Origin of the sequence: Micromonospora sp. NPDC048063 (assembly GCF_043202855.1) — a bacterium.
Taxonomy (GTDB): Bacteria; Actinomycetota; Actinomycetes; order Mycobacteriales; family Micromonosporaceae; genus Micromonospora.
This window is the reverse complement of sequence record NZ_JBIDBG010000014.1, coordinates 41,388-65,634: the sequence shown is the minus strand read 5'-3', so window position 1 is coordinate 65,634 and position 24,247 is coordinate 41,388. Positions and strand designations below refer to the sequence as shown.

General features: G+C 73.3%; 18 protein-coding genes. 6 read left to right on the top strand and 12 right to left on the bottom strand.

The window, feature by feature from the left end; all coding sequences use genetic code 11:
- The first annotated feature begins 58 nt into the window (after positions 1-58).
- Positions 59-1,843 (top strand): ABC transporter ATP-binding protein, encoded by a 1,785-nt coding sequence (locus ACGFZ2_RS27155; RefSeq protein ID WP_393458186.1) that lies wholly within the window; start codon positions 59-61, stop codon positions 1,841-1,843.
- The gene (locus ACGFZ2_RS27150; protein ID WP_393458182.1) at positions 1,840-3,570 is read left to right on the top strand and encodes an ABC transporter ATP-binding protein; all 1,731 of its coding nucleotides are present in this window, start codon (positions 1,840-1,842) and stop codon (positions 3,568-3,570) included. The genes ACGFZ2_RS27155 and ACGFZ2_RS27150 overlap by 4 nt, the downstream gene beginning before the upstream one ends.
- 63 nt (positions 3,571-3,633) lie before the next feature.
- On the opposite strand, the gene ACGFZ2_RS27145 is transcribed toward ACGFZ2_RS27150, so the two are convergent.
- From ACGFZ2_RS27145 to ACGFZ2_RS27125, 5 genes are read right to left on the bottom strand one after another with little or no spacing between them, the layout of a single operon-like run.
- Positions 3,634-4,563 carry a carbohydrate ABC transporter permease gene (locus ACGFZ2_RS27145; protein WP_393458179.1) on the bottom strand — a complete coding sequence of 310 codons (930 nt, stop codon included), beginning with the start codon at positions 4,561-4,563 and terminating at the stop codon, positions 3,634-3,636.
- Positions 4,563-5,471 carry a sugar ABC transporter permease gene (locus tag ACGFZ2_RS27140; RefSeq protein WP_357699230.1) on the bottom strand — a complete coding sequence of 303 codons (909 nt, stop codon included), beginning with the start codon at positions 5,469-5,471 and terminating at the stop codon, positions 4,563-4,565. The genes ACGFZ2_RS27145 and ACGFZ2_RS27140 overlap by 1 nt, the downstream gene beginning before the upstream one ends.
- 20 nt (positions 5,472-5,491) lie before the next feature.
- A complete protein-coding gene (gene ngcE, locus ACGFZ2_RS27135) occupies positions 5,492-6,928 on the bottom strand; it encodes an N-acetylglucosamine/diacetylchitobiose ABC transporter substrate-binding protein (RefSeq protein ID WP_393458176.1) in 1,437 nt (478 codons plus the stop codon).
- Between the two features lie 26 nt (positions 6,929-6,954).
- Complete coding sequence (locus tag ACGFZ2_RS27130) at positions 6,955-7,704, bottom strand: sugar isomerase domain-containing protein (RefSeq protein WP_393268092.1); 750 nt, start codon at positions 7,702-7,704, stop codon at positions 6,955-6,957.
- Entirely contained in the window at positions 7,701-8,663 is a 963-nt protein-coding gene (locus ACGFZ2_RS27125) for a MurR/RpiR family transcriptional regulator (RefSeq protein ID WP_393458173.1), read from the bottom strand. The genes ACGFZ2_RS27130 and ACGFZ2_RS27125 overlap by 4 nt, the downstream gene beginning before the upstream one ends.
- A 191-nt stretch (positions 8,664-8,854) precedes the next feature.
- On the opposite strand from ACGFZ2_RS27125, the gene ACGFZ2_RS27120 reads away from it, so the two are divergent.
- Complete coding sequence (locus tag ACGFZ2_RS27120; protein WP_393458170.1) at positions 8,855-9,844, top strand: N-acetylglucosamine kinase; 990 nt, start codon at positions 8,855-8,857, stop codon at positions 9,842-9,844.
- A gap of 466 nt (positions 9,845-10,310) precedes the next feature.
- Here the strand turns inward: ACGFZ2_RS27120 and ACGFZ2_RS27115 are convergent, their stop codons facing one another.
- The 3 genes from ACGFZ2_RS27115 to ngcE (ACGFZ2_RS27105) all read right to left on the bottom strand — a co-directional run bounded on the left by ACGFZ2_RS27115 (position 10,311) and on the right by ngcE (ACGFZ2_RS27105) (position 13,607).
- Positions 10,311-11,219 carry a carbohydrate ABC transporter permease gene (locus ACGFZ2_RS27115; protein ID WP_393458167.1) on the bottom strand — a complete coding sequence of 303 codons (909 nt, stop codon included), beginning with the start codon at positions 11,217-11,219 and terminating at the stop codon, positions 10,311-10,313.
- Positions 11,216-12,124, bottom strand: a complete 909-nt coding sequence (locus ACGFZ2_RS27110) for a carbohydrate ABC transporter permease (protein ID WP_393458164.1) — start codon at positions 12,122-12,124, stop codon at positions 11,216-11,218. Before ACGFZ2_RS27110 ends, ACGFZ2_RS27115 begins: the two co-directional genes overlap by 4 nt.
- Positions 12,125-12,188: 64 nt before the next feature.
- Entirely contained in the window at positions 12,189-13,607 is a 1,419-nt protein-coding gene (ngcE, locus tag ACGFZ2_RS27105) for an N-acetylglucosamine/diacetylchitobiose ABC transporter substrate-binding protein (RefSeq protein ID WP_393268078.1), read from the bottom strand.
- Between the two features lie 196 nt (positions 13,608-13,803).
- Between ngcE (ACGFZ2_RS27105) and ACGFZ2_RS27100 the strand changes: the two genes are divergently transcribed.
- On the top strand, positions 13,804-15,321 hold the full coding sequence (locus ACGFZ2_RS27100; RefSeq protein ID WP_393268076.1) for an acyltransferase: 1,518 nt from the start codon (positions 13,804-13,806) through the stop codon (positions 15,319-15,321).
- On the opposite strand, the gene ACGFZ2_RS27095 is transcribed toward ACGFZ2_RS27100, so the two are convergent.
- Both ACGFZ2_RS27095 and ACGFZ2_RS27090 read right to left on the bottom strand, forming a co-directional pair.
- Positions 15,293-16,807, bottom strand: a complete 1,515-nt coding sequence (locus ACGFZ2_RS27095) for a CoA-acylating methylmalonate-semialdehyde dehydrogenase (protein ID WP_393458354.1) — start codon at positions 16,805-16,807, stop codon at positions 15,293-15,295. The genes ACGFZ2_RS27100 and ACGFZ2_RS27095 overlap by 29 nt on opposite strands.
- Before the next feature lie 23 nt (positions 16,808-16,830).
- A complete protein-coding gene (locus ACGFZ2_RS27090) occupies positions 16,831-18,138 on the bottom strand; it encodes an aspartate aminotransferase family protein (RefSeq protein ID WP_393458161.1) in 1,308 nt (435 codons plus the stop codon).
- A 270-nt stretch (positions 18,139-18,408) separates the two neighbouring features.
- On the opposite strand from ACGFZ2_RS27090, the gene ACGFZ2_RS27085 reads away from it, so the two are divergent.
- On the top strand, positions 18,409-19,386 hold the full coding sequence (locus ACGFZ2_RS27085) for a hypothetical protein (RefSeq protein WP_393458158.1): 978 nt from the start codon (positions 18,409-18,411) through the stop codon (positions 19,384-19,386).
- Between the two features lie 70 nt (positions 19,387-19,456).
- On the opposite strand, the gene murD is transcribed toward ACGFZ2_RS27085, so the two are convergent.
- Positions 19,457-20,806, bottom strand: a complete 1,350-nt coding sequence (gene murD / locus ACGFZ2_RS27080) for a UDP-N-acetylmuramoyl-L-alanine--D-glutamate ligase (RefSeq protein ID WP_393458155.1) — start codon at positions 20,804-20,806, stop codon at positions 19,457-19,459.
- 89 nt (positions 20,807-20,895) lie between these two features.
- Between murD and ACGFZ2_RS27075 the strand changes: the two genes are divergently transcribed.
- Positions 20,896-22,245 carry a hypothetical protein gene (locus tag ACGFZ2_RS27075; protein ID WP_393458152.1) on the top strand — a complete coding sequence of 450 codons (1,350 nt, stop codon included), beginning with the start codon at positions 20,896-20,898 and terminating at the stop codon, positions 22,243-22,245.
- A 102-nt stretch (positions 22,246-22,347) separates the two neighbouring features.
- Here the strand turns inward: ACGFZ2_RS27075 and ACGFZ2_RS27070 are convergent, their stop codons facing one another.
- On the bottom strand, positions 22,348-24,225 hold the full coding sequence (locus ACGFZ2_RS27070; RefSeq protein WP_393458351.1) for a PucR family transcriptional regulator: 1,878 nt from the start codon (positions 24,223-24,225) through the stop codon (positions 22,348-22,350).
- Positions 24,226-24,247: the final 22 nt, after the last annotated feature.

The following is a 24,247-nucleotide window of genomic DNA, read 5'->3' as shown; positions in this document are numbered from 1 at the left end:
CTACGTCGACGGTGGAAACGGGTCGATGCGGCGACAGCCTGCTCGGTAGCGTGGGCGGGTGCCACCACGGATCCCTCATCCCGACCCCGGAATTCCGGACACCAGGGGGCCGCTGCGGTACCTGTGGTGGCTGACCCGCTGCCAGCCGTGGCGGGTGCTGCGCGGCGGCCTGCTCGGCACGGCCTGGATGACCGGGCTGTCGGTCCGGCCCTACCTGATCTCCCGGGCCGTGGACGACGGGCTGCGTGCCGGCGACACCCGGGCCCTGACCCTGTGGGTGGCGGCGATCGTCGTCGCCGGCGCGGCGCTGGCCTACCTGGGCATCATGCGGCACCGCACGATGACCTTCATCCGGGAGGACGCGAAGGCCCGGTCGTCCGCCGTGGTGCTGCGCCACCTGTCCCGGGTCGGCGCGGTGCTGCCCCGCCGCAGCGCGGCGGGCGAGGTGGCCACGGTCGGCGGCGCCGACGTCGACCGGGCGGCGGAGGTGCTGACGATCACGGGACCCGGCGTCGGCGCGGTGGTCGCGTACGCGGTCGTCGCCGTCGTGCTCTGGTCGATCTCGCCCCTGCTCGCGCTCTGCGTGCTGGTGGGCGTGCCGATGGTCGGCCTGGTCGTCGCCCCCCTGCTGCGCCGGCTGGAGCGGGTGGAGTCGGCCTACCGGCAGCAGCAGGGCGAGCTGACCGCCCGCTCCGGCGACATCGTGGCCGGGCTGCGGGTGCTCGCCGGGGTGGGCGGCCGGGGCCTGTTCGCCCGCCGGTACGCCGCCCGGTCCCGGGACCTGCTCGCCGAGGGCTACCGGGTGGGGGCGGTGAACAGCTGGATCGACGCGGCCACGGTCGCCGTCCCCGGGCTGTTCCTCGCCGCGGTGGTGTGGCTGGCGGCCCGGATGGCGGTGACCGGCGAGATCAGCGTCGGGGAGCTGGTCGCCGTCTACGGCTACGTCGCCACGCTCATCGTGCCGGTCTGGTTCCTGCTCGAGGGCAGCCACCTGCTGATCCGGGGCCGGGTCGCCGCCCGTCGGATCATCGCCCTGCTCGCCGTGACGCCGGACGGTGTCGGCGGCCCGCGCGTCCTGCCGTGCGCCCCCGGCGCGGCACCGGTTCCCGACGCCCGGCGGCCGACACGGGCCGCCGCCCCGGCCGGCCCCGCCGACCTGCACGACCCGGCGAGCGGGTTGACCGTGCCCGCCGGCCGATTCACCGCGGTCGCCGCCACCGACCCGGCCGACGCCGTCGCGCTGGCCGACCGGCTCGGCCGGTACGTCGTCGGCGACGTGACCTGGGGCGGGGCACCGCTGACCGGCGTCGGACTCGACGAGGTGCGAACTCGCATCCTGTTCGCCGAGCACGACGCGCACCTGTTCGCCGGGACGCTGCGGGAGACGCTGCGCGGGGCCCGCCCGGACGCCGACGACGAGCGGATCGGCGCCGCTCTGCACGCCGCGTCGGCCGAGGACGTGGTCGACGCGCTGCCGCACGGGCTCGACACCCCGCTGGACACCCGGGCCCGGTCCCTCTCCGGCGGTCAGCGGCAACGGGTGCGGCTGGCCCGGGCCCTGCTCGCCGACCCGGAGGTGCTGATCCTCGTCGAGCCGACCTCGGCGGTGGACGCGCACACCGAGGCGCGCATCGCCGCGCGGCTGCGGGAGGCCCGGGCCGGCCGTACCACCGTCGTGTTCACGACCTCGCCGCTGCTGCTCGGGCGGGCCGACCGGGTCGCACACCTGGACGCGGGGCGGGTCGTCGGCGCCGGCGGGCACGCCGACCTGCTGGCGGCGGACCCGGGCTACCGGCGGCTGGTGGCGCGCGACGACGCCGACGCCGATCGGGTGCCGCGGTGAACGGGCTGCCGGTGGCCGAACGGGCCGCCGTACGCCGGGCGACGCGGGAGCTGATCAGCCGGGACCGGCGCGCCGTCGCCGCCGTGCTGGCGCTGCACGTCGCGGCCACGGTCGCGGGGCTCGCCCCGCCGTGGCTGCTCGGCGCCGTCGTCGACCGGGTCTCCGGCGGGACGAACGTCGGCACCGTCGACCGGCTCGCCCTGGCGATCGTGGCCTGCGTGCTGGTGCAGACGCTGCTGTCGCGCTTCGCGCAGTACGCCGGCCACCGCTTCGGCGAGCGGGCCGTGGCCCGGCTGCGCGAGGAGTTCGTCGACCGGACGCTGAACCTCCCCGTCGCCGTCGTCGAACGGGCCGGGTCCGGGGAGCTGGCCACCCGCAGCTCGGTCGACGTGGCCACCGTCGGCATCACGGTCCGGGACGTGGTGCCCACCATCGTCATCGCCTCGGTGCAGCTGACGCTGCTGTTCGGGGCGGTCTTCCTGCTGCACCCGGTGCTCGGGGTGGCCGCGCTGGCCGGGCTGCCGACGATCGTGGGGGTGACCCGCTGGTACCTGCGGCGGGCCAGCCCCGCCTACCTGGCCGAGGGGGCGGCCGCCGCCGAGCTGACCGAGACGCTGACCAGCACCGCCGAGGGCGCCCGTACGGTCGAGGCGTTCCGCCTCGCCGACGAGCGGGTCGGGCACGGCGACGCGCGCATCGCCCGGGTGTGGTCGGCCCGGCGGGCCACCCTCGCGCTGCGCTCCGTCTTCTTCCCCACGATCGAGGCCAGTTACCCGCTGCCCGTCGCGGCGGTGCTGCTGGCCGGTGGCTTCCTGCTCGCCCGGGGCGATGTGTCGCTCGGCGCGGTGGTCGCCGCGGCGCTCTACCTGCAACAGGCGATCGACCCGCTGGACCGGATCCTGCAGTGGACGGAGCAGGCGCAACGCGGCTTCGCCTCGTTCGCCCGAGTGCTCGGCGTCGGCGAGGTGCCACCGGAGTCGCCCGTCCGGGCCGCCGCGCCGGCCGGCGAACGGCTGGTCGTGCGCGGCGCCCGGTTCGGGTACGCGGACGGGCCCGACGTGCTGCACGGCATCGACCTGGCGGTGCGCCCCGGCGAGCGGCTGGCGGTCGTCGGGCCGTCGGGAGCCGGAAAGTCCACCCTGGCCCGGCTGCTCGCCGGCATCGACCCGCCCCGGGAAGGGCAGGTCAGCGTCGGCGGCTGCCCGGTCACGGACCTGGACCCGGCCGAGCGGCGGCGACGCATCGCACTGGTCACCCAGGAGCACCACGTCTTCATCGGTACGCTGCGCGACAATCTCGCCTTCGCCGCCCCGGAAGCCACCGACGACCGGATGCGCGCGGTGCTGGCCACCGTCGGCGCCGACTGGTACACCCGGCTGCCCGACGGCCTCGACACCCGCCTCGGCGACGGCGCGCATCCGCTCGGCGCGGCCGAGGCCCAGCAGCTCGCGCTGGCCCGGCTGGTGCTCGCCGACCCGCACACGCTGATCCTCGACGAGGCGACCGCCGCCCTCGACCCGACCACGGCACGGCGTACCGAGCGGGCCCTGGCCGCCCTGCTCGGCGGGCGGACCGTGATCGCCATCGCGCACCGGCTCAACACCGCGCACGACGCCGACCGGGTGGCGGTGCTGGAGGGCGGCCGGATCACCGAGCTCGGCAGCCACGACGAGCTGATCCGCGCCGACGGCCCGTACGCCGCTCTCTGGCGCTCCTGGCATTCCTGACGTCGGCCCCGTCCGGCCGGGCGGTCGACGTCGGCGGGCACCGCGTCGACCGCCCGGGTCAGGTCACTTCACCGCGCCGGAGGTGAGGCCGGACTGGATCTGCCGCTGGAAGATCGCGTAGACGACGATCATGGGGAGGATGGCGATGGTCAGGGCGGCGAAGAGGCCGGACCAGTCGGCCTCGTAGCCGGCGTTGACCGAGATGTCCGCGATGCCCTGGGTGAGCACCCACTTGTCCTTGGCGTTGGAGAGCAGTACGAGCGGCAACTGGTACTGCGCCCACTGGCCGATGATGTTGAAGATCCCCACGCTGATCAGGCCCGGCTTGGCCATCGGCAGCATCACCTGGAAGAACAGCCGGGTGTGCGAGCAGCCGTCGATCATCCCCGCCTCGGCGACCGACGCCGGCAGCGTCTTGAAGAACGCGGCCAGGAAGAAGACCGTGAACGGCAGCGAGTAGGCGATGTAGACCAGCACCAGCCCGGTGTGGGTGTCCAGCAGACCCAGGTTCTTCACCACGAAGAAGAGCGGCACCAGGGCCAGGAAGACCGGGAAGGCCAGTCCCGAGACGAAGAGGTAGTAGATCGCCCGGTTGCCCCAGAACTTGTAGCGCGCCAGCACGTACGCGGCCATCGAACCGAACAGCATGGTGCCGAAGGTGCTGCACGTCACCACGATCACGCTGTTGAGGAAGTAGCGGCCGACGTTCGCCTTGTTCCACGCCCGGGCGTAGTTCTCGAACCGCAGCTCCGCCGGGAGCGTCCACGGGCTACTGAAGATCTCCGTGGTGTTCTTGAACGAGGCGAGGAAGGTCCAGAGGATCGGCACGATCACGATCACCGCCCAGACCGCGAGCGCCACGTGCCCGAGGCCGGCGAACAGCCGGGCCTCCGAGCGTCGGTCCCCGCGCCCGCGCCCACCCGCGGCGCCCGGCTTGACGGTCTTCGGCGGTAGCGCCGCCGGTGTCGGCGGCAGCGTCGTCTGCGGGTTCATCAGTACTCCACGCTTTCCCGCTTGGTCAGCCGCAGCGTCAACGCCGCGAACGTGATGGTGAGGAAGAACAGCGCCACGCCCATGGCCGAGGCGTAGCCGTACTTCGAGTAGACGAAGGCGTTGCGGTAGATCTCCATGGCCAGCACGGTGGTCGCGCCGTCCGGGCCGCCGCCGTCCACCGAGAGCACGGAGACGATGGCGAACGCGTCGAACGCGGCGATGCCGAGGTAGACCCAAGCCACCTGGAGGGTGTCCCAGAGCAGCGGCAGGGTGACCCGGAAGAAGAGCGTCACCCGGCTCGCCCCGTCGATCTCGGCGGCCTCGTAGATCTCGCCGGGGATGGAGGCCATGCCCGCCGAGAAGAGCACCACGTAGAAGCCGACCGCCTGCCAGACCAGCACCGCGAGGATCGACCAGAGGGCCAGGTTCGGCCGGACCAGGAAGAGCACCGGGTCGAAGCCGAGCTTCATCAGCACGCCGTTGATCAGGCCGGACTCGTTGGGCCGGTAGACCGTCTGGAACAGCACCGCGATGATGGCCACCGCCAGGACCTGGGGGAAGAAGAACACCACCCGGTAGAACTTCGACCCCCAGACCCCCTGGCGCTGCCCCCCGCTGCTCTTGCCGCCCACGTTGAGCAGGAACGAGAAGAACAGCGCGATGGCGATGGTGATCAGCGGCAGGGCAAGCAGCAGTACGCCGTGGTGCTGGACCGCCTTCCAGAAGTTGTCGTCGTCGAACAACCTCCGGAAGTTGTCGAAGCCCACCCACTGCGGGGCGGAGAGCCCCCGCCAGTTGGTCATCGAGATCTGGAACGCCTGCGCGTACGGCGCGATGACGAAGACCACGTACAGCGTGACCGGGACGAAGAGGAACCCGATCACGAACGGATACTTGCCGTGCCGCATGACCCCTACGCTCCGTTCGATCAGCGCTTGAACTTGGTGACGGAGCTGTCCTTCTTGATCGCGTCGGCGCGCTTCTGGATCCGCTCCACGAAGGCGTCCGCCTTGATCCGGCCGAACATCAGCTCGTTGGTGGCCGTCCGCGCCTCCGTGTCGAGCTCCTTGTACCAGCCGTCGAAGTACAGGTTGAACACGTCCTGGCCGGCGGCCTTGAGCGCGGCCTGCGAGCTGGCCACACCCGGCGGGAAGGCGAAGCCCTCCGAGCCGGCGGTCAGCACCGTCGGGGCCTTGACCACCTCGGTGAAGCCCTTCGCGCCGGCCACCGAGAGCATCTGGCGCATGTACTCCAGGCCGCCCTTGGGGTTCCTGCTCTTGGCCGAGACGAAGTAGCCCTCACCGGCGGTCGCCCGCAGCGCCGTCGCCGGCAGCTTGTCCGAGGCGGACAGGCTCGGCACCGGCATCAGCTGGTACTCGAAGCCGGACGGGGTGTCCTTCTTCTGCTCGCCCTCCAGCCAGTCGCCGCTGGGGTAGAAGGCCAGCTTGTACTGGTTCTGCCGCAGCTGCACGTCGGTGTGCTTGAGTCCCTCGAAGCTCTTGTCGACGTACTTGGCGCCGATCTCGGCCCACGCCTCGGCGGCCTGCTTGACCGCGTCCTGCTGCCAGGCGCCGTCCTCCAGGTTGTCGATGTTCTTCAGCACGTCCGTGCCGCCGATCTTCGCCGCGTGGGTGAGGATCACGTTCCACTGGTAGTAGGCCGCGTTCGCGCCGGCGTAGCCGTACGGCGTGATGCCCTTGGCCTTGATCTGGTCGAGCAGCGCGGTGAACTCGCCCCAGTTCTTCGCCGGCGCCCAGCCGTTGTCCTTGAACAGCTTGCCGGAGTACCAGATGCCGAAGACGGTGGAGACGTAGTACAGGACGTACGGCTTGCCGTTGAACGACCCGGCCTCGACGGTGCCCGGCACCACGGTGTCGCGGACCTTCTTGTTGGGGTCGTCGACCGACGGGGCGTCCCACAGCTCGGTGAGGTCCTGGAGCTGGCCGTCGGCGACCAGGGCGCCGAAGTCCATCAGCTTCTCGCCGGAGTTGTTCACGAACTCCGGCGGGTTGCCCGAGGCGAACCGCGGCTGGAGCACCGTGGACACGGCCTGGGTCGACTGGTGCTTGACCTCGGCCTTCGGGAACGCCTTCTTGTAGAGCGGCTGGTGCACGTCGGTGGCGTACTTCTCGCCGTAGCCGCCGTTGAAGATGACCACCTCGATCGGGGCGTCCTCGGGGACGCCGAGCGGGTTGGTGGCGCTCTTCGTGCCGCCCGCGACCTGCTCGTTCTTCTCGTCGCCACCGCTGGTCGCGCAGGCGCTCAGCAGGCCGGCCGCCGGGGTGGCGAGCAGGCCCACCGCGGCGGCCCGGCGCAGCACGGTCCGGCGGCTCAGGTCGGCCGAGTTGTCGGGGGTAATCGACATCGTCGTCTCTCCTTGTGGTGTTCGGGTCAGGCGGTCCGCCGGAGACGCCCGGCGTACCGCGACTCGAGGGCGTGGTTGTGCTCGTCCCCGCCGGGGACGTTGGCGGAGAGGTAGATAGGGGGTACCTCACCGGCCTGGTGGAACCGTCGTACGACCTCGGCGGTCAGCAGCTGCGCCAGCAGCGCCGCGGTGACCGAGGAGACCGCACAGACCGCGCCGCCGCCCTCGAGCGGCAGCAGTGCGTCGCCGTACGGCGCGCCGTTGTCCAGCACGACGTCGGCGAGATCGGCGAGCCGCCGGCCCGACGGGTGCCGTGGGGCGACCCGGGCGGTGTGCTCGATCGAGGTGACCGCGATCAGCGGGTGGCCGCGGTCGGTGACCAGCGCCGCCAGCTCGACCACCGAGCCGTTGATGCCGGACTGGGACGCCACCACGAACACGTCCTGCGGCTGCGGGGCCGCCAGCGCGTAGAGCTGGTGGGCGATGGCGGGGTCGCGCTCCAGCTTCGGATCGGCGAGCAGGTCGCGCGGGGCGTCGCCGTGCAGCACAAGGTCGTGGATGGCGAGCCGGTTGGTGGGCACGAGTCCACCCGCCCGGGCGACCAGTTCCCCGGCGAACGCCTCGGAGTGGCCGGCGCCGAACGCCTGGAGCACCCCGCCGGCGCGCAGGCTGGTGGCGATCAGGTCGGCGGCGACGCGGATCCCGTCGGCGCTGGTGTCGACCAGCCGGTCGAGCACCGGACGGACCGCCTCGGCATACCCCTGGGCGCTGATCATGCGGTGGCCCCCTTGGCGGCCTTGTGCCCGTCGACGGCCTGGGCGGTGCGCCGGAAGGCCGCGTGGGCGCGGTCGTGGGTGCGCTGGGCGACGGCGATGTAGAGCAGGTCGAGCACGACCAGCTGCGGGTGCCGGGCCGACAGTGCGTCGGGGCGGAACGTGGTGGCCTGGCTGGCGGTGAGCAGCACGATGTCGGCCAGCTCGGCCAGCGGCGAGCGCGGGAAGCCCGTCAGCGCCACGGTGGTCGCGCCCCGGCTGCCGGCCTCGGCGAGCATCTCGATGGTCTCCCGGGTCTGGCCGGCGTGCGAGATGCCGAGCGCCACGTCGCCCTGGCGCAGCAGGGCCGCGCTGGCGAGTCCCTCGTGCACGTCGTTCCAGGCCCAGGCCGCCACGCCGATGCGGTGCAGGCTGAACTGCATCTCCTCGCCGACGAGGGCGCTGCCGCTGGCGCCGAAGATGTTCACCCGGGACGCCCCGGCGATGGCGACGGCGGCGCGTTCGACCTCGGCGAGGTCGAGCAGCGCGGCAGTGTCGTGCATGGCGCGGGTGTCGGCGGCCATGATCTGGTCGAGCACCCGGGAGAGCGGGTCACTCGGCTGGATCTCGCGTCCGATGTCGACGGTCCAGCCCGCCGAGCGGGCCCGGCCGGTCTCAGCGGCGATGCCCAGCCGCAGGTCGGCGTAGCCGTCGAAGCCCATCGCCCGGCAGAAGCGGGTGATCGTGGCCGGGGAGGTGCCGCTGCGCTCGGCCAGCTCGACGATGGTCGCCCGGGCGGCCGCCTCCGGGTCGCTGAGCACGTGTTCGGCGACCCGGCGCAGCGCCCCGGTCAGCTCACCCGCGCCGGCCCGGACCCGTGCCAGCACACCGTCGGAGGGGACCCCGAGGGCGGCCCGCCGGTCGACCGCGTCGGCGTCGACCACCGCGGTCCCCGCGGAGATGTCCACCTCGTGATCAACCATGGGACGCCTTTCCGAAAAGATTATTTACTGTTAGTGGTAAAAGTTCTTACTGAAGGCCCCTCCGTGTCAAGACCGTGGGCGAAGTTTTCAAACTGTTACCTGGCGCACAGCCCGCCACAGGCCCCGGCCCTTGCCCTTCACCGCGAGGCCGACCAGCATGAACGCGGCGTTGATCAAGGAGGTGGGTGCCGATGTCCGACACCGTCGTGGTCGGTCTCGACGTCGGAGGTACGTCCACCCGGGCGGCCGCCCTGAGCCTGGACGGGTGCCGGCTCGGCACCGGCCGGGCCGGCGGCGGCAACCCCACCAGCCACGGCGCCGAGCGGGCCGCCGGCGAACTCCTGGCCGCCCTGCGGGAGGCGCTCGCCGACGTCGACCCCACCCGGGTCCGGGCCGGCACCATCGGCCTGGCGGGGGCCGGCCGGCTGCTCGCCGATCCCGCCGGCCGGGACGCCTTCGACCGGGCCTGGCGCGACGCCGGCCTGCGCTGCCCGTACGACGTGCACGGCGACGCCCTGGTCGCGTACGCCTCGGGCACCGCGAGCCCCGAGGGCACCGTGGTCATCGCCGGCACCGGCGCGATCGCCGCACAGGTCCGCGAACTGCGGCTGGACCGGATCGCCGACGGTCACGGCTGGCTGCTCGGCGACGCCGGCTCCGGCTTCTGGCTGGGCCGGGAGGCGGTCCGCCGGCTGCTGTCCGACCTGGACCGGGGGCAGGCCCCGGGGCGGCTGGGGCGGGCGGTGCTCACCGATCTGCTCGGCCCCGCCGAGGTGGCGCCCCGGCCCCGGGACACCGGCGACGCGCTGGTCCAGGCGGTGACCCGACGCCCCCCGGTGGAGCTGGCCCGGCTCGCGCCCCTGGTGGTCACCGCCGCCGTCGACGGCGAGCCGGTCGCCCGCGGGCTGATCGACGAGGCCGCCGCCCACCTGGCGGAGAGCACCGCCCGGATCCGCCCGGCCGGCGACGCCTCCCCGATCGTGCTCGGCGGCGGGCTGCTGACCGGCGACACCCCGCTGGCGGCCGCGGTCCGGGCCGAGGTCGCCCGACGCTGGCCGGACGCGGTGCTGTGCTCGGCCGGCGACGGCGCGGCCGCGGCGGCGTGGCTCGCCGCCCGCGACCTGCCCGAGGTGACCGATCCGGTCGCCCTGCACGCCCGCCTGGTGCCACCGGCCCCCTGACCGCCCCCTGACCGGCCTCCTGCCCCTTGGCCGGCCTCCTGACCCGGCCCCGCCGCCTCTTCGCGCCGGCGGCTGTGGCGCGAGGCGAGGTGACGTGAGGTGACGTGAGGTGGGCGGCGGCGAGCGGGCGTGCGGTGACGTGAGGTGGGCGGCGGCGAGCGGGCGTGCGGTCGCTGTCGAGCTGCCCCGTCTGTGAGACCACCGCCCGAAGCCCACCGATCGGTGCCACCGGACCGAGCCGTCCGGCCACCCGTCGGAGCCAGCCAGCTTGAGCCGTCCGGCCTCGCGTGGTCCCACCGCTGGGGCAGCTCGACAGCGAGCGCGCCGAGCCGGTCCTTCACCTCGTCCCAGAGGTTGGCGGAGCGGAGCGCCCCGACCGTCGCCCTCCTGCCCGTCGGTCAGGGGCGGGAGGGCGACGGAGCGAGCCGCGCCAGCCGCCCGACCGGGTGATCAGTAACGGACGCGGCTACTTGAGCTGGCCGGCGGTCAGGCCCGACTGGATCTGCCGCTGGAAGAGGATGTACACGACCAGCACCGGCAGCGTGGCGATGGTCAGGCCCGCGAAGAGACCGCTGTAGTCACCCTGGTACCCCTGGCTGACCGCCAGCGCGGCGAGCCCTTGCGCAAGCACCCACTTGGAGTCGTCGCCCTGCATCAGCACCTGGGGCAGGATGAACTGGTTCCAGTGACTGAGAAAGTTGAAGATCGCGATGCTGACCAGACCCGGTCGCGCCATCGGCAGCATCACCCGGAAGAAGAGCCGGAAGTGACCGCACCCGTCCATGAGCGCCGCCTCCGCGACCGCGGTCGGCAGGGTCCGGAAGAAGGCGGTGAGGAAGAAGACGGTGAACGGCAACGAGTAGGCGGCGTACACCAGGATCAGCCCGGTCCAGGTGCCGAAGAGACCGGCGTTGCGCACCACGAAGAACAGCGGCACGAGGGCCAGGAAGACGGGGAACATCATCCCGCCGACGAAGAGGTAGTAGAGGAACTGCCGGCCCCGGAACTCGTAACGGGCGAAGACGTACGCCGCGGTGGCGCCCATCAGCATGGTCAGGGCGAGCGATCCGGTCACCACGATCGCGCTGTTCAGGAAGTACTGGCCGATGTGCGCCTCGGTCCAGGCCCGCGCCCAGTTCTCGAACCGCAGCGCGCCGGGCAGCCCCCACGGGTCGGAGAGGATCTCCCCGTCGCTCTTGAACGAGCTCAGGAACATCCAGAGCAGCGGCAGCGCGGTCAACGCGCCCCAGAGCAGCAGGAACCAGTGCGAGAAGATGTTGGCGACGCCGAAATCGCGGCGGAGCTTCCGGTCCCGCGGCGCCGGCCGGTCCGCCACGGCCGTGCCGTCGGGCGCGGTCCTGTCGAGGGTTGTCACGAGTACTCGATCCGATCACGCCGGGCGGCCCGCAGCGCCAGCACCGCCACCGAGAGGGTCAGGAACAACAGCACCACGCCGATCGCCGAGGCATAACCGAACTTGCTCTCGCTGCCGAACGCGGTTTCGTACATCCGCAGGCCGATGACGTCGGAGGAGAAGTTGGGGCCGCCGTTGGTCATCTGCTGGATCAGGATGAACCCGTCCAGGGCCGCGATCGCGAGGTAGATCCAGGCAACCTGCACGGTGTCCCAGAGCAGCGGGATGGTGATCTTGCGCAGGGTGGTCCACCGCGACGCCCCGTCGAGCATCACCGCCTCGTAGATGTCGCGCGGAATCGCCGACATCGCCGCGCCGAAGAGCACCACGTAGAAGCCGACGTTGCTCCAGATCATCACCGCCATTGCGCACCAGAAGGCGAACCGGGGGTCACCCAGCCAGGCCGGCGTGGGCAGGCCGACGGCACCGAGGGCACCGTTGAGCAGGCCGCTGTTGGGGTGGTAGACCTCTTTCCAGAGCAGGGCGATGATGACCACGGAGAGCACCTGCGGGAAGAAGTAGACCATCCGGTACACGGACGTGCCGCGTACGCCGGTCACCCCCGCCCGGCCCTTGCGGCCGCCCATGCTGAGCATCGTGGCGAAGAAGAGGCCGAGGCCGATGGTCACCACCGGCACCACCGCGAGCAGCCACGCGTTGTTCTTGAGGGCGTTCCACACCCGACCGTCGTCCAGCAGCCTCTTGAAGTTGGCCAGGCCGACGGAGTTGGCCTCGGCCGAGTAGCCGAGCCAGTCGGTGGTCGAGATCTGGAAGGCCTGCAGGTACGGCGAGAGCACGAAGATGCCGTAGAGCAGCAGCGGTGGCACCAGGAACGTGATGATCAGCGGGTACTTGCCATGTTTCACGAGAAAGGACCTACTCCCACAGCGGTGGACCGGTGGGGGCGGATCGGCCCCCACCGGCCGGATGTCACGCGGCCCGCTTGTACTTCTTGACCGAGCTGTCCTGGGCGATCGAGTCGGCGCCCTTCTGGCACAGGTCGAGGAACTCCGCCGGGCCGATCCGACCGCTGAAGAACTCGCCGCACGCGGCGTCGACGAGCTCACGCTCCAGCTTCCGGTAGTAGTTGTTGTAGACCCAGTTGAAGCCGTTGCTGCCGGAGGCCTCCAGCGCCTTGCTCACGGTGCTGAGGCCGAACGGCAGCTCGACGCCCTCGGTCGACCCGGCCACCACGGTCAGGCTGGAGACCTTCCTGGTGAAGTCCTGGGCACCCTTCTTCGACAGCATGACCCGGAAGTACTCCAGGCCGCCGGCGAGGTTCTTCGCCTTGGCCGGGACCATGAACGGCTCGCCGGCGGTGCCGCGGATCGCCTCGAACGGCAGCTTGTCGCCGCTGCCCAGGCTGGGCGTCGGCTGGATCGTCATGTTGAAGCCCTCGGGGGTGACCTTCTTCTGCTCGCTCTCCAGCCAGGAGCCGCAGGAGATGAAGGCGGCCTTGCCCTGGCACCACGCGGTCTGCGACTGCACGTGGTCGAGGCCCGGCGAGCCGGCGAGGATGTAGCCGTCCTTGACGATCTGGTGCCACGCGTCCGCCGCGGCCTTCATCGCGTCGGACTTCCACGCGTTGGGCTCCAGGTTGTCGATCGCCGTGGCGACGGACGCCCCGCCGAACTTGATGGCCGTGGCGATCAGCGGCCAGCTCATGTAACGGGGGTGCTTGCCCGCGTACGTCCACGGCGCGATGCCGGCCGCCTTGATCTTCTTGCACAGCGCGATGTGCTCGTCCCAGGTCTTGGCGTACTCCCAGCCCCGGTCCGCGAAGAGCTTCGTGGAGTGCCAGATGCCGTAGGCGGTGTAGGTGTAGTTCAGCACCATGAACTTGCCGTCGTACGAGCCGACCTCGACGGCGCCCGGCAGCAGGGTGTCCTTGACCGTCTTGCCGGGAACGTCGAGGCTCGGCGCGGCGAGCAGCTCGCCCAGGTCGGCGATGGCGTTCTGGGAGACCAGGCCGTTGAAGTCGATCTGGTCCTTGCCGGAGTTGTTGACCACGTCCGGCGGGGTGCCGTCGACGAAGCGCGGCTGGAGCGTCTTGCCGATCTCCTGAGTCGCCGAGTGCTTGATCTTCGCCTTCGGGTACTTCTCGGTGTACATGGCCTCGTGGGCCTTCGCGTACTCCTCGCCGAAGCCGCCGTTGAAGATCACCACCTCGAGGGGCGCGTCCTCCTTGACCCCGAGGGGGTTCTGCTCGCTCTTGGTGCCCTTGTAGGTGCCGGCGTCGCCCTTGTCGTCGCCACCACCTCCGGTGGCGCAGCCGGCGAGCAGGCCGGCGGCAGGGGTGGCCAGCAGGCCGGCGGCGGCGCTGCGCCGCAGGATGTCACGCCTGTTCATGGTCTCTCCTCGGATCGGGTCCGGGCGGGCGCCGGATGGGGGAAGGCGGGCCGCCGCACGAGGCACAGGGGGAAGTTGTCTTCAGTTTGTTAAGTGTTGCTGAAGAATTTCTACGGCAGTAACCGGCGGACTTCAAGACCGCAGACCGAACCGTTATCACCACCGGTCGGCTCGCGCCTGACATACCCTCGGGGCCATGCGCCGTCTGCGGCAACTCGCCGCACACACGCCGGCTGGTCGGGAACGCTACGTCGACCTGCTCCGGGCGCTCGCGATCGTCATGGTCGTGCTCGGCCACTGGGCGGTGGCCGCCATCGGTGAGGACCCTACCGGCCGACCGACGGCCCGCTCGGCGCTGCCGGACCTGCCCTGGGCGTACCCGCTGACCTGGGTGGCCCAGGTGATGCCGGTGTTCTTCCTGGTCGGCGGCTACGCCAACGCCGCCTCGCTGACGGCCCGCCGGGCGGCCGGCGGCGACGCCGTCTCCTGGCTGCTGGACCGGGGCGCGCGGCTGCTGCGCCCCACGACCGCGCTGCTGCTGGTGATCGCCGCCGGCTCCGCCGTCGCGTCGCTGGCCGGCGCCGAGGCGACGCTGGTGCGTACCGTCGCCTGGTTCGCCACCATCCCGCTGTGGTTCCTCGCGGCCTACCTCGTGGTGGTGCCGCTGACCCCGGCGATGTACGCCCTGCACCGGCGCTTCGGCCTGCTCGTCCCGCTCGCGCTGGCCGCGCTGGTCGCGGCGGGCGACCTGGGGCGCGCGCTGGGGCCGGCCGAGCTGGCGTTGCCGAACTACCTCTTCGGGTGGCTGGCCGTCCACCAGCTCGGCTTCGCCTGGCGCGACGCCCGCGCCGAGCCACCCGCCCGCCCCGACGCGCCCGTTCGCCCCGACGCGCCCGCCCGCCCCGACGCGCCCGTTCGGCGCGGCGTCCGGGCCCACCGGCTGCCGCTGTCGCGGCGGGCCGGCGGGACGGCGCTGCTCGGCGGGCTGGCCGCGACGGTGCTGCTGACCGTCGGGCCGTACCCGGTCGCCATGCTCAACGTGCCGGGCGAGCGGCTGGACAACGCCGCGCCGCCCAGCCTCGCGCTGCTGACCCTGACCACGGCCCAGCTCGGGCTGATCCTGCTGCTGCGCGACCCGGCGGAACGCTGGCTGCGCCGCTCCCGTCCCTGGCAGGCGGTGATCGCGGTGAACGCGGTCGTGCTCACCGTCTTCCTCTGGCACCTGACCGCCGCGATCCTGCTGGTCGGCGCGCTGGACGCGGCCGGGGAGCTGCCGACCCCGCCCGTGGGCTCGGCCGCCTGGCTGGCCTGGCGGGTGCCCTGGGTGCTGATGCTGGCCGTGGTGCTGGCCGTCCTGGTCGCCGTCTTCGGCCCCGTCGAGGCCCGCACCGGCCCGACCGGCCGTGGCCGGGACCGCCGGCGCGCCGACGGCGGCGGGGCGCCCACCCAGGGCCCCGAGCCGACCGGCCGGCCGCACGACGCCGGTCAGCGGCACGACGCCGGTCAGCCCGCCGGTCCGGGGTGGCGGGGCACCGCCCGCGCCGCGGTCACCGGCGCCGGTTTCGCCGCCGTGGTGTACGCCCTGGTCGTCAACGCCGAGACACCGAAGTCGGCCCCCGAGTCGCTGGGGGTGCCGGCCTCGGCGCTGGCGGCGTACCTGGCCGGGTCCGGCGCCCTGCGGCTGCTCAGGTCTGGGTGGGGAAGCCGAGGTTGACCCCGCCGTGGCGCGGGTCCAGCCAGCGGCTGGTCACCACCTTGCCCCGGGTGAAGAAACGCACCCCGTCCTCGCCGTGCGCGTGCAGGTCCCCGAAGAGCGAGGACTTCCAGCCGCCGAAGGAGTAGTACGCCATCGGCACCGGGATCGGCACGTTGATGCCGACCATGCCGACCTCCACCTCGTGCTGGTAGCGCCGCGCCGCGCCACCGTCGTTGGTGAAGATCGCCGTGCCGTTGCCGTACGGGTTGGCGTTGACCAGGTCCACCGCCTCGTCGTACGAGCCGACCCGCACGACGCTGAGCACCGGGCCGAAGATCTCGTCGGTGTAGATCGACATGTCCGGCGTGACCCGGTCGAACAGCGTCGGGCCCAGCCAGAACCCGTCGGCGTCGCCGTCGGGCTCGACGTCGCGGCCGTCCACCACCGGCACCGCGCCGGCGGCCACCCCGGCCGCGACGTACGAGCGGACCTTCTCGGCGTGTGCGGCGGTGACCAGCGGGCCCATGTCGCAGCCGCGCCGGCCGTCGCCGGTGCGCAACCGGGCCATCCGCTGGGCGATCCGGGCGACCAGGGCGTCGCCGACCGGCTCCACCACGACCAGCGCCGAGATCGCCATGCACCGCTCCCCCGCCGAACCGAACCCGGCGTTGACCGCCGCGTCGGCGGCCAGGTCCAGGTCGGCGTCCGGCAGCACCACCATGTGGTTCTTCGCGCCACCGAGGGCCTGCACCCGCTTGCCGGCGGCGCTGCCGCGCTGGTGGACGTACCGGGCGACCGGGGTGGACCCGACGAACGACACCGCCTTCACGCCGGGGTGGTCCAGCAGCGCGTCGACGGCCTCGGCGTCCCCGTTGACCACGTTCAGCACCCCGTCGGGCAGGCCGGCCTCGACGAACCACTCGGCCAGCAGCAGCGCCGCGCTCGGGTCCTTCTCGCTCGGCTTGAGCACCACCGCGTTGCCGCAGGCCACGGCCACCGGCACGAACCACAGCGGCACCATGACGGGGAAGTTGAACGGGGAGATCACGGCGACCACGCCGAGCGGCTGGCGCAGGCTGTACGAGTCGACCTCGGTGGAGACGTTCTCGCTGAACCCGCCGCGCAGCGCCGAGGGGATGCCGCAGGCGTACTCGATCACCTCCAGGCCGCGCTGCACCTCGCCGGCGGCGTCCGCGAGCACCTTGCCGTGCTCGGCGGTGATCACCTCCGCCAGCCGGCCGCGGCGGGCGTTGACCAGCTCGCGGAAGGCGAAGAGCACCGCCGTCCGCCGGGCCAACGACGCGTCCCGCCAGGCCCGGGCCGCGCGCTCGGCGGCCTCCACCGCGACCGCGACGTCCGCCGCCGAGGCCAGCGCCACCTGACCGGTACGCCGGCCGGTGGCCGGGTCGAAGACGTCCCCGTGCCGGGCCGACGTGCCGGCGAACCGCTTGCCGTCGACGAAGTGCGACACCGTGGCCAGCTCCGGGGCGGTCGCCCTGTCCATGCCGGGCCCGCCGTTCGCCGCGCTCATGCCTGGACCGCCGCCGCCGCACAGGAGCGGATGGCGTCGACCATGACGGCCAGGCCCTCCCGGGCCTCGTCCTCCGTCAGCGTCAGCGGCGGGCCCATCCGCAGCACGTTGCCGTACAGGCCGCCCTTGCCGACCAGCAGCCCGCCCGCCCTGCACGCCTCGAGGACGCGGACGGTCAGCGCCGGGTCCGGCTCTACGGTGCCCGGACGGACGAACTCGACGCCGAGCATCAGCCCCTTGCCGCGTACCTCGGCGACGCAGTCGAGACCGCCCACGGCGGCACGCAGGCCGTCGGCGAGGATCGCGCCGGTGCGGGCCGCGTTGGCCTGCAGATCGTGGTCGAGCAGGTAGTCCAGCACCGCGTTGCCGGCGGCGGTGGAGACGGGGTTCCCGCCGAACGTGCAGAAGCTGATCGCCGGCACGGACTCCAGCACCTCGGCCCGGCCCACGACGCCGGCCAGGGCGAACCCGTTGCCGATGCCCTTGGCGAAGGTGAGCAGGTCCGGGGTGACGCCGTGCGCCTGGTAGCCCCAGAAGTGCTCGCCGGTGCGCCCCCATCCGGTCTGCACCTCGTCGGAGACGAACAGGATGCCGCGCTCGTCGAGCACCTTCTTCCAGGCGGCGAAGAGCCCGTCCGGCGGGTGCACGAAACCGCCGACGCCCTGGATCGGCTCGGCGATCAGGCAGGCCACGTCGCCGGCGGTCTGGGTGGCGAGCACCTCGCGCAGGTCCTCCACCGCCGCGTCGACGCGCTGCGTCTCGTCGAGCCGGGCGAGCAGGCCGCGCAGCCGCTCCCCAGAGTGCAGCCAGGCCACCTGGAGCGGGTTGAGCGCGCTGGCCGACCAGCCGCGGTTGCCGGTCACGCCCATCGTCGCGTACGACCGGCCGTGGTAGCTGTTGCGCACCGCGAGGATCTGCGCCGAGCGGCGGTGGTTGGTGGCGAACAGCAGCGCCGCCTCGTTCGCCTCGGTGCCGGAGTTGGCGAAGAACACCCGCGCGTCCGGGATGCCGGAGAGCCGCGCGACCTTCTCGGCCAGCTCGACCTGCTGTCGGATGAGGTAGAGCGTGGAGCTGTGCACGATGCCGGTGCGGAGCTGCCGCTCGACCGCCTCCCGGATCTCCGGGATGTCGTAACCGACCATCGAGGTGAGCACGCCGCCGAAGAAGTCCAGGTAGGTGCGGCCCCGGGCGTCGGTGACCCGGCGGCCCGAACCGGAGACCAGCTCGATCGGCTCGTCGTAGTAGAGCGGCATCCAGGACGGGAGCACGGCCCGGTGCCGGGCCAGCAGATCGTCGGAGGTCATCGTCGCACCCTCTCAGCGGCGTTGGCGGTAACCCGCACGCTCTCATCACCGGGCGGCAGGGACAACTGTCACTGTGTAGCGCAGCGGCGGTCCCCGCCTGACAGCGCGTCAACCCGGATGCTGCGGTTTCCGGGGCCGAGAACCGGTCGCCACCCGGTTTTCGGTGGCCGGCGTGGGCTCACGCGACTCATTCCGCATCCGGCGAGCCGCTCCAGATTGGCAACGCCGTTCCTACCGGCTCCGGCACCCGGCCGCCGGTAGGATCCGGCGGTGCGAATCGGGGAGGTGGCGCTGCCCACCGGTGCGGCGGGCACCGGCGCCGGGGAGATCACGGCCGGCGTACGGGCCTGGGTGGACTCGGCGCCGCTGCGCGCCCTGGTCGGGCACTTCGGCGGGGACTGGCCGGGCGGGGACCTGGCGGCCGTGCTGGCCGGCCTCGACGAGTTCTCCGCCCGGCACTGGGACTTCCGGGGCGGGCGGGAACGCCCCGACGCCCGGGAACCCGCCTTCGACCCGGCCACCGTCGGCCTGGTGCTCGGCGCCGCCGCCGCACTCGGCCTGGTCCACCCGGTGCCGCCGGCCCGGCCCGAGTACGCCCACCTGGTGGTGCTGGGCGGGCTGTCGAACGCCTGCCAGCGCCGGGTCGCGTACGCGGCGCACCTGCTGCGCGCCGGCACCCGGGTCGCCGGCGAGGTGGCCGTGCTGGGCAGCTTCCGCCCGCTGTCCGAGGTGGAGCGCGCGGGGCTGGCGGCGGCCGGCGTCCCGCCCTGCGACACCGAGGTGGAGGCCCTGGACGCGGCGGTGCGGCGCGAGTTCGGGATGGCCGCCCCGGCCGAGGAGGACGGTCACGACGGGGGCCATCCGCACCACTCCTGGTCGTCGCGGACCTACCGGCCCGCGGGCGGCCCGCCGGTCCGGGTGCTCGCCGCCCCGTCCACCGATCCCGCGCGGCGGCGGGCGCACACCGCCGACACCCAGCGGTTCTGGGCGGAGCACGTCAACCTGCGCACCGGCGACCCGGTGCTCATGGTGACCGCACCGATCTACGTGCCGTTCCAGCACTGCGACGCGCTGCGCACCCTCGCCGTGCCGTACGGCTGCGGGATCGAGACCGTCGGCGTCGACCCGACCCTGCCCGACCTGGCCGGGTTGCCCGAGCCCACCCTCACCCCGGGCCGCTACCTCCAGGAGATCCGCTCGGCGATCCGGTCGATGCGCGCCCTGCACGCCGCCCTCGTCGCGGCCTGACCGACCGCCGGGTGCCGCGACGGGAAAACCAGGCGCCGGGTGCCGGGACGTGCGCTCCGCGCCTCGGCGGTCAGCCGGCGGCGGTGTCCCGGACGGCCTGGGCGAAGACCTCGGAGCGGTGCTCGAAGTTGCGGAACCGCCCGTAGCTGGGCGCGGCCGGGGAGAGCAGCACCACCCCGTCGGCCGGGGTCAGCCCGCGGGCCAGCCGGACCGCGTCCACGAGGTCGTCGACCACCTCGGCGCGTACCTTCGGCAGCCCGGCGAGCGCCTCGACGATCCGGGCGCCGCTGTCCGGGATGCCGATCACGGTGATCTCGCGCTCCGCGAGGTGCTCGCGCAGCGGCGTGTAGTCCAGCCCCCGGTCGGCGCCGCCGACGATCACCGTCAACGGCCGCCCCTCGTACGCGTCGATCGCGTGCATCGCCGCGTACGGGCTGGTGGCCAGGGTGTCGTCGACGAAGGTGAGGCCGGACGGGTCGACGATCTCGGTGAGCCGGTGGGCCAGCCCCTGGAACTCCGCCACCGCCACGGCCAGGGTGTCCCTGCGGGCCACCACGTCGACGCCGAGCGCGTCGAGCACCGCGAGGGCGACGCAGAGGTTGCCCTCGTTGTGCCGGCCGACCAGCGGCAGCACCGCACGCGGGAACAGCGGCCGGTCGCCGAGGTGGAACCAGGGCGTGCCGTCGGGGCCGCCGGCCACGTGGGCGGTGTCGGGCAGGCCGGCGCGCACGGCCGCCCGGTCGCCCAGCTCGAGGGCGAGTCGCGGGTCGGCGCCGTTGACCACCACGGTGCGGGGCCCGTGCGCGAGGAGGTTGAGCTTGTCCCGGTAGTACTCGGCCTCGCCGCCGTGCGCGTCGAGGTGCTCGGGGAAGAGGGCGGTGACCACCGCCACCCGCGGCGAGTCGGTCAGGTCGCTGCACTGGTAGCTGGAGAGCTCCAGCACGTACAGCTCCGCCTCCGGCAGGTCCAGCGTCGGCACGCCGATGTTCCCGCCGAAGACGTTCGGCCGGTCCACGGCGGCGAGCAGGTGGCTGATCAGGCTGGAGGTGGTGCTCTTGCCCTTGCTGCCGGTGACGCCGACCGTGCGCTCGGCGTGGTCGGCCATCCACAGGGCCGTGCCCTGGGTGACGGTCACGCCACGCCGACGCAGCTCCACCAGCCACGGGTGGGTCTGCGGCACGCCGGGCGAGCGGACCACCACCTCGGCGGCGGCCAGCCGGGCGAAGCCGTCCTCGCCGGTGACCAGCGGCGCCGCCTCGGCCAGCGCTCCCTCCCAGGGCAGGCTGAGGAAGTTGGCGCTGTCGTCGACGGCGACCAGGTCGGCCGGGCCGTGCGCGGCGATCGCGGTCACGGCGGCCCGGCCCTCCCGACCGGCGCCCCAGACGGCGACGGTACGTCCGCGCAGGTCAGACAGGCGCACAGGCTCTCCTCAGGGGGTGTCGGCGGGCGAGGCAGGGGCGGTCCGGCGCAGCCGGACACGGCCGGACGAACCAGGGCCTAGTATGGCGTGTGCCCAACGAGCAGCTCCGGCGGATGGACGCCTTCACCTTCCCGTCCTACTCGATCGATCTCTCCACCGGGGAGGTCCTGTTCGACTACGCCCTCACCGGCCCCGGCGGCGAGCAGCGGTTCACCGAGGTGATCACCCTTCCGCTGCCCGACGCGCCGCCGTCGGACGAGACCGTGGCGGCCCTCGGCCGGGTCCTGGAGCTGCTGCACGTGGTCGCCGGGGTCAGCTACTACAAGGCCGCCGCACCGCCCCGCGTGGTGCTGCCGGCACCGCTGGGTGCGGCCGCCGCCGAGCTGGTCACCGCCCTCTACACCAAGGGCCTCGCGGAGTACGCGTACCGCAACCAGCTGCCGCACGTGCTGGAGCTGCGCCCGGAGGTGCCGGCCGGCACGGTCGCCCCGGCCCGGGTGTACGACGACTCCGACCGGCGTCCGCTCTCGGCGGTGGGCGGCGGAAAGGACTCGATCGTCAGCCTGGAGGCACTGCGTCGGGCCGGGTTCGACCCGGTGCCGTTCTCGGTCAACCCCAACCACGTGATCGTCTCGGTGAACGAGGCGTCCGGGCTCACCCCGCTCGCCGCCCGGCGGCGCATCGACCCGGTGCTGTTCGAGCTGAACGCCGCCGGGGCGCTCAACGGCCACATCCCGGTCACCGCGATCAACTCGCTGATCGCGGTCGCCACCGCGGTGCTGCACGGGCTGGGCCCGGTGGTGATGTCCAACGAGCGGTCGGCGTCGGACCCGAACCTGGTCTGGAACGGCCACGAGATCAACCACCAGTGGTCCAAGGGCGTGGAGGCGGAAGGGCTGCTGCGGGCGGCGCTGGCCGAGCACGCCGGGCTGACCGAGCCGTACTTCTCGCTGTTGCGCTCGCTGTCCGAGCTGCACATCGCCCGGCTGTTCGCCGAGATCGACCGCTACGACGACGTGGTGACCAGCTGCAACGCCGCGTTCAAGCTGCGCGACGCCAGCGCGCGCTGGTGCCGCGACTGCCCGAAGTGCCGGTTCGTCTTCCTGGCCATGGCGCCGTTCATGTCGCGCGAGCGGATCACCCACATCTTCGGCGGCGACCTGCTCGCCGACCCCGCGCAGGTGCCCGGCTACCGGGAGCTGCTGGGCGTGGACGGGCACAAGCCGTTCGAGTGCGTCGGCGAGGTGGAGGAGTCGGTGGTGGCGTTGAGCCTGCTCGCCGAGCAGGACGAGTGGCGCGACGCCCCGGTCGTCCGCGCCCTCGTCGACGCGGTCCCGGCCACGGCCTGGTCGGCCGCCGCCAACTCCGACGTCTTCACCCCGGGCGGCCCGAACCACGTCCCCCCGCCGTACGCCAAGGCCCTCACCGCCCTCACCTGACTCTCCGGCCCGGGCCACGCCCGTTGATCATGAAGTTGTTGCCACGACACGCCGGGCGGAGCGCAACAACTTCATGATCAACGGCGTGGTCGGCGGTGACCGTCAGGGGGTGCGGATGGCGTCCAGGGCCAGCAGGGCGACGTGGAGGGAGAGGCAGGCCTCGACCGAGTCGAGGTCGACGTCGAGCACGCGGCCGATCCGGGCCAGCCGCTCGTAGAACGCCGGCCGGGACAGGTGCGCCGCGGCGGCCGCCGCCGACTTGTTCCGGCCCTGCTCCAGGTACGCCCGCAGGGTGCCGAGCAGGTGCTCCCGGGGGTGCTGCGCGTCGTACGTCAGCAGGGCGCCCAGTTCCCGCTCGACGAAGGTCTGCACCCGGGGCTCGTCGCGCAGCAGGTGCAGCAGCCCGGCCAACCCGACGTGCGGCAACCGGAAGATCGGCAGGTCCCGCCGGTCCCGCCGGGCGGCGTCGGCGACCTGCCGGGCCTCGATCAGCGACCGGCGCGCCTCCCGCAGGCTGCCCACCCCGGAGCCGGCCGCGATCAGCACCGCGCCGCCCGACGGCGGCCGGACCGCGCCGTTGCCCGGGACGTCCCGGGGCGGGCCGCCGAGGCGTCCGGAGGCGGCGACACCGACCCGGTCGGTCGGCGCGGTGGTGTCGGGGCGGCCCCGGCGCAGCGCGGCGGCGAACGCGGCCAACGCCCGCTCCTCGACGGCCGGGTCGGGCAGGGCGAGCAGCACGCCGACGGCATGGTCGTCGACGGCGCTGGTCAGCCCGGTCAGCTTCGCCTCGTGCAGCGCCTGGCCGACGGCCTCGGCGAGGTCGCGCAGCCGCGCCGGACCCGACTCCGGGTCGCCCGTGCCCGGGTCGCCCGGGTGTCCGGCCTCGCCGGCCGGGCCGCCCTCCCCCGCCGGGTCGTCGGCCCGGTGCCGGACCACCACGCCGACGAGGTGCCGCCGCTCCAGCACCACGCCGAGCGCCCGGGCCCGCAGGGCCACCTCGTCGACCGGGCGGGAGTGGTCGAGCAGGGCGGTGAGCAGCGTCCGGTGGATCTGCCGTTCCAGTCCCTCGGCGTCGCGCCGGATCAGCCGGCCCAACGCCAGCGTCGAGGCGGCGCGTTCGACCAGGATGGTCAGCCGGGTGGGCGGTCCGGCCGGCGGGGCACCTTCGACGCCCACCCCGCCCTCGGCCGCCGGGTAGAGCACCCGCCGGCCGGCGGCCAGGTCGCCCCCGCCCGGCCACCGCAGCAGCAGCCGCCCCCAGTCGTGCCCCCGGGCGCCGACGGTGGTCACCAACCAGCCGCTGTCCGCGTCGTACGCGGTCCGCCCCGCCGGCCGGATCCGGCGGGAGTGCTGCTCCCAGCCGTCCAGCAGCAGCTCGGCGCTCTCCCCCGCCGGGTCGTACGCGAGCACCTGCCGGGAGAGGTTCTCCAGCACCACGGGGCAGCCGGACAGTTCGGCGGCCTGCCGGACCACCTCACCGGGGCCCGCGCCCTCCACCGACAGCTCGGTGAAGCGCTGGTGGATCTCCTCGGTCGCCCGCAGCTCGGTGAGCTGGGCGTCGACGATCAGCGCGTGCACCGCCTCGGTGATCCGCACGAACGGGGTGGCCCGCCGCAGCTCCACCAGCGGCAGCCCGCGCCGCTCCGCGACGGCCGCCATCACCCGGGGCACCCCGCTGACGTACCGGCGACCCAGCTCGACGACCAGGCCAGAGACCCCGACGTCGGCCAGGTCGCCGACGAAGGCGCGCAGCCCGGCGTCGTCGGCGGGCAGCCCGATGCCGGTGGTCAGCACCAGCTCGCCGCCGCCGAGCAGGGTGGCGATGTCGGGCACCTCCGCCACGTGTACCCAGCGCACCGGGCGGTCGAGGCCGGCGTCCCCGGCGACCAGGCGAGGAGCGCCGTGGCGGACGGGGTCCAGCGCGAGGACCGCACGGACGGTAGGGAACACGGGCGACACGCTACCGTCGGTGATGCCGATTCTCGACTGTCCGGCGGGGGCG

Coding starts and splice junctions, on each gene's coding strand:
- ACGFZ2_RS27145 (WP_393458179.1), bottom strand. CDS start 4,563: ATGAACCCGCAGACGACGCTGCCGCCGACACCGGCGGCGCTACCGCCG.
- ACGFZ2_RS27140 (WP_357699230.1), bottom strand. CDS start 5,471: ATGCGGCACGGCAAGTATCCGTTCGTGATCGGGTTCCTCTTCGTCCCG.
- ngcE (WP_393458176.1), bottom strand. CDS start 6,928: ATGTCGATTACCCCCGACAACTCGGCCGACCTGAGCCGCCGGACCGTG.
- ACGFZ2_RS27130 (WP_393268092.1), bottom strand. CDS start 7,704: ATGATCAGCGCCCAGGGGTATGCCGAGGCGGTCCGTCCGGTGCTCGAC.
- ACGFZ2_RS27125 (WP_393458173.1), bottom strand. CDS start 8,663: ATGGTTGATCACGAGGTGGACATCTCCGCGGGGACCGCGGTGGTCGAC.
- ACGFZ2_RS27120 (WP_393458170.1), top strand. CDS start 8,855: ATGTCCGACACCGTCGTGGTCGGTCTCGACGTCGGAGGTACGTCCACC.
- ngcE (WP_393268078.1), bottom strand. CDS start 13,607: ATGAACAGGCGTGACATCCTGCGGCGCAGCGCCGCCGCCGGCCTGCTG.
- ACGFZ2_RS27100 (WP_393268076.1), top strand. CDS start 13,804: ATGCGCCGTCTGCGGCAACTCGCCGCACACACGCCGGCTGGTCGGGAA.
- ACGFZ2_RS27095 (WP_393458354.1), bottom strand. CDS start 16,807: ATGGACAGGGCGACCGCCCCGGAGCTGGCCACGGTGTCGCACTTCGTC.
- ACGFZ2_RS27090 (WP_393458161.1), bottom strand. CDS start 18,138: ATGACCTCCGACGATCTGCTGGCCCGGCACCGGGCCGTGCTCCCGTCC.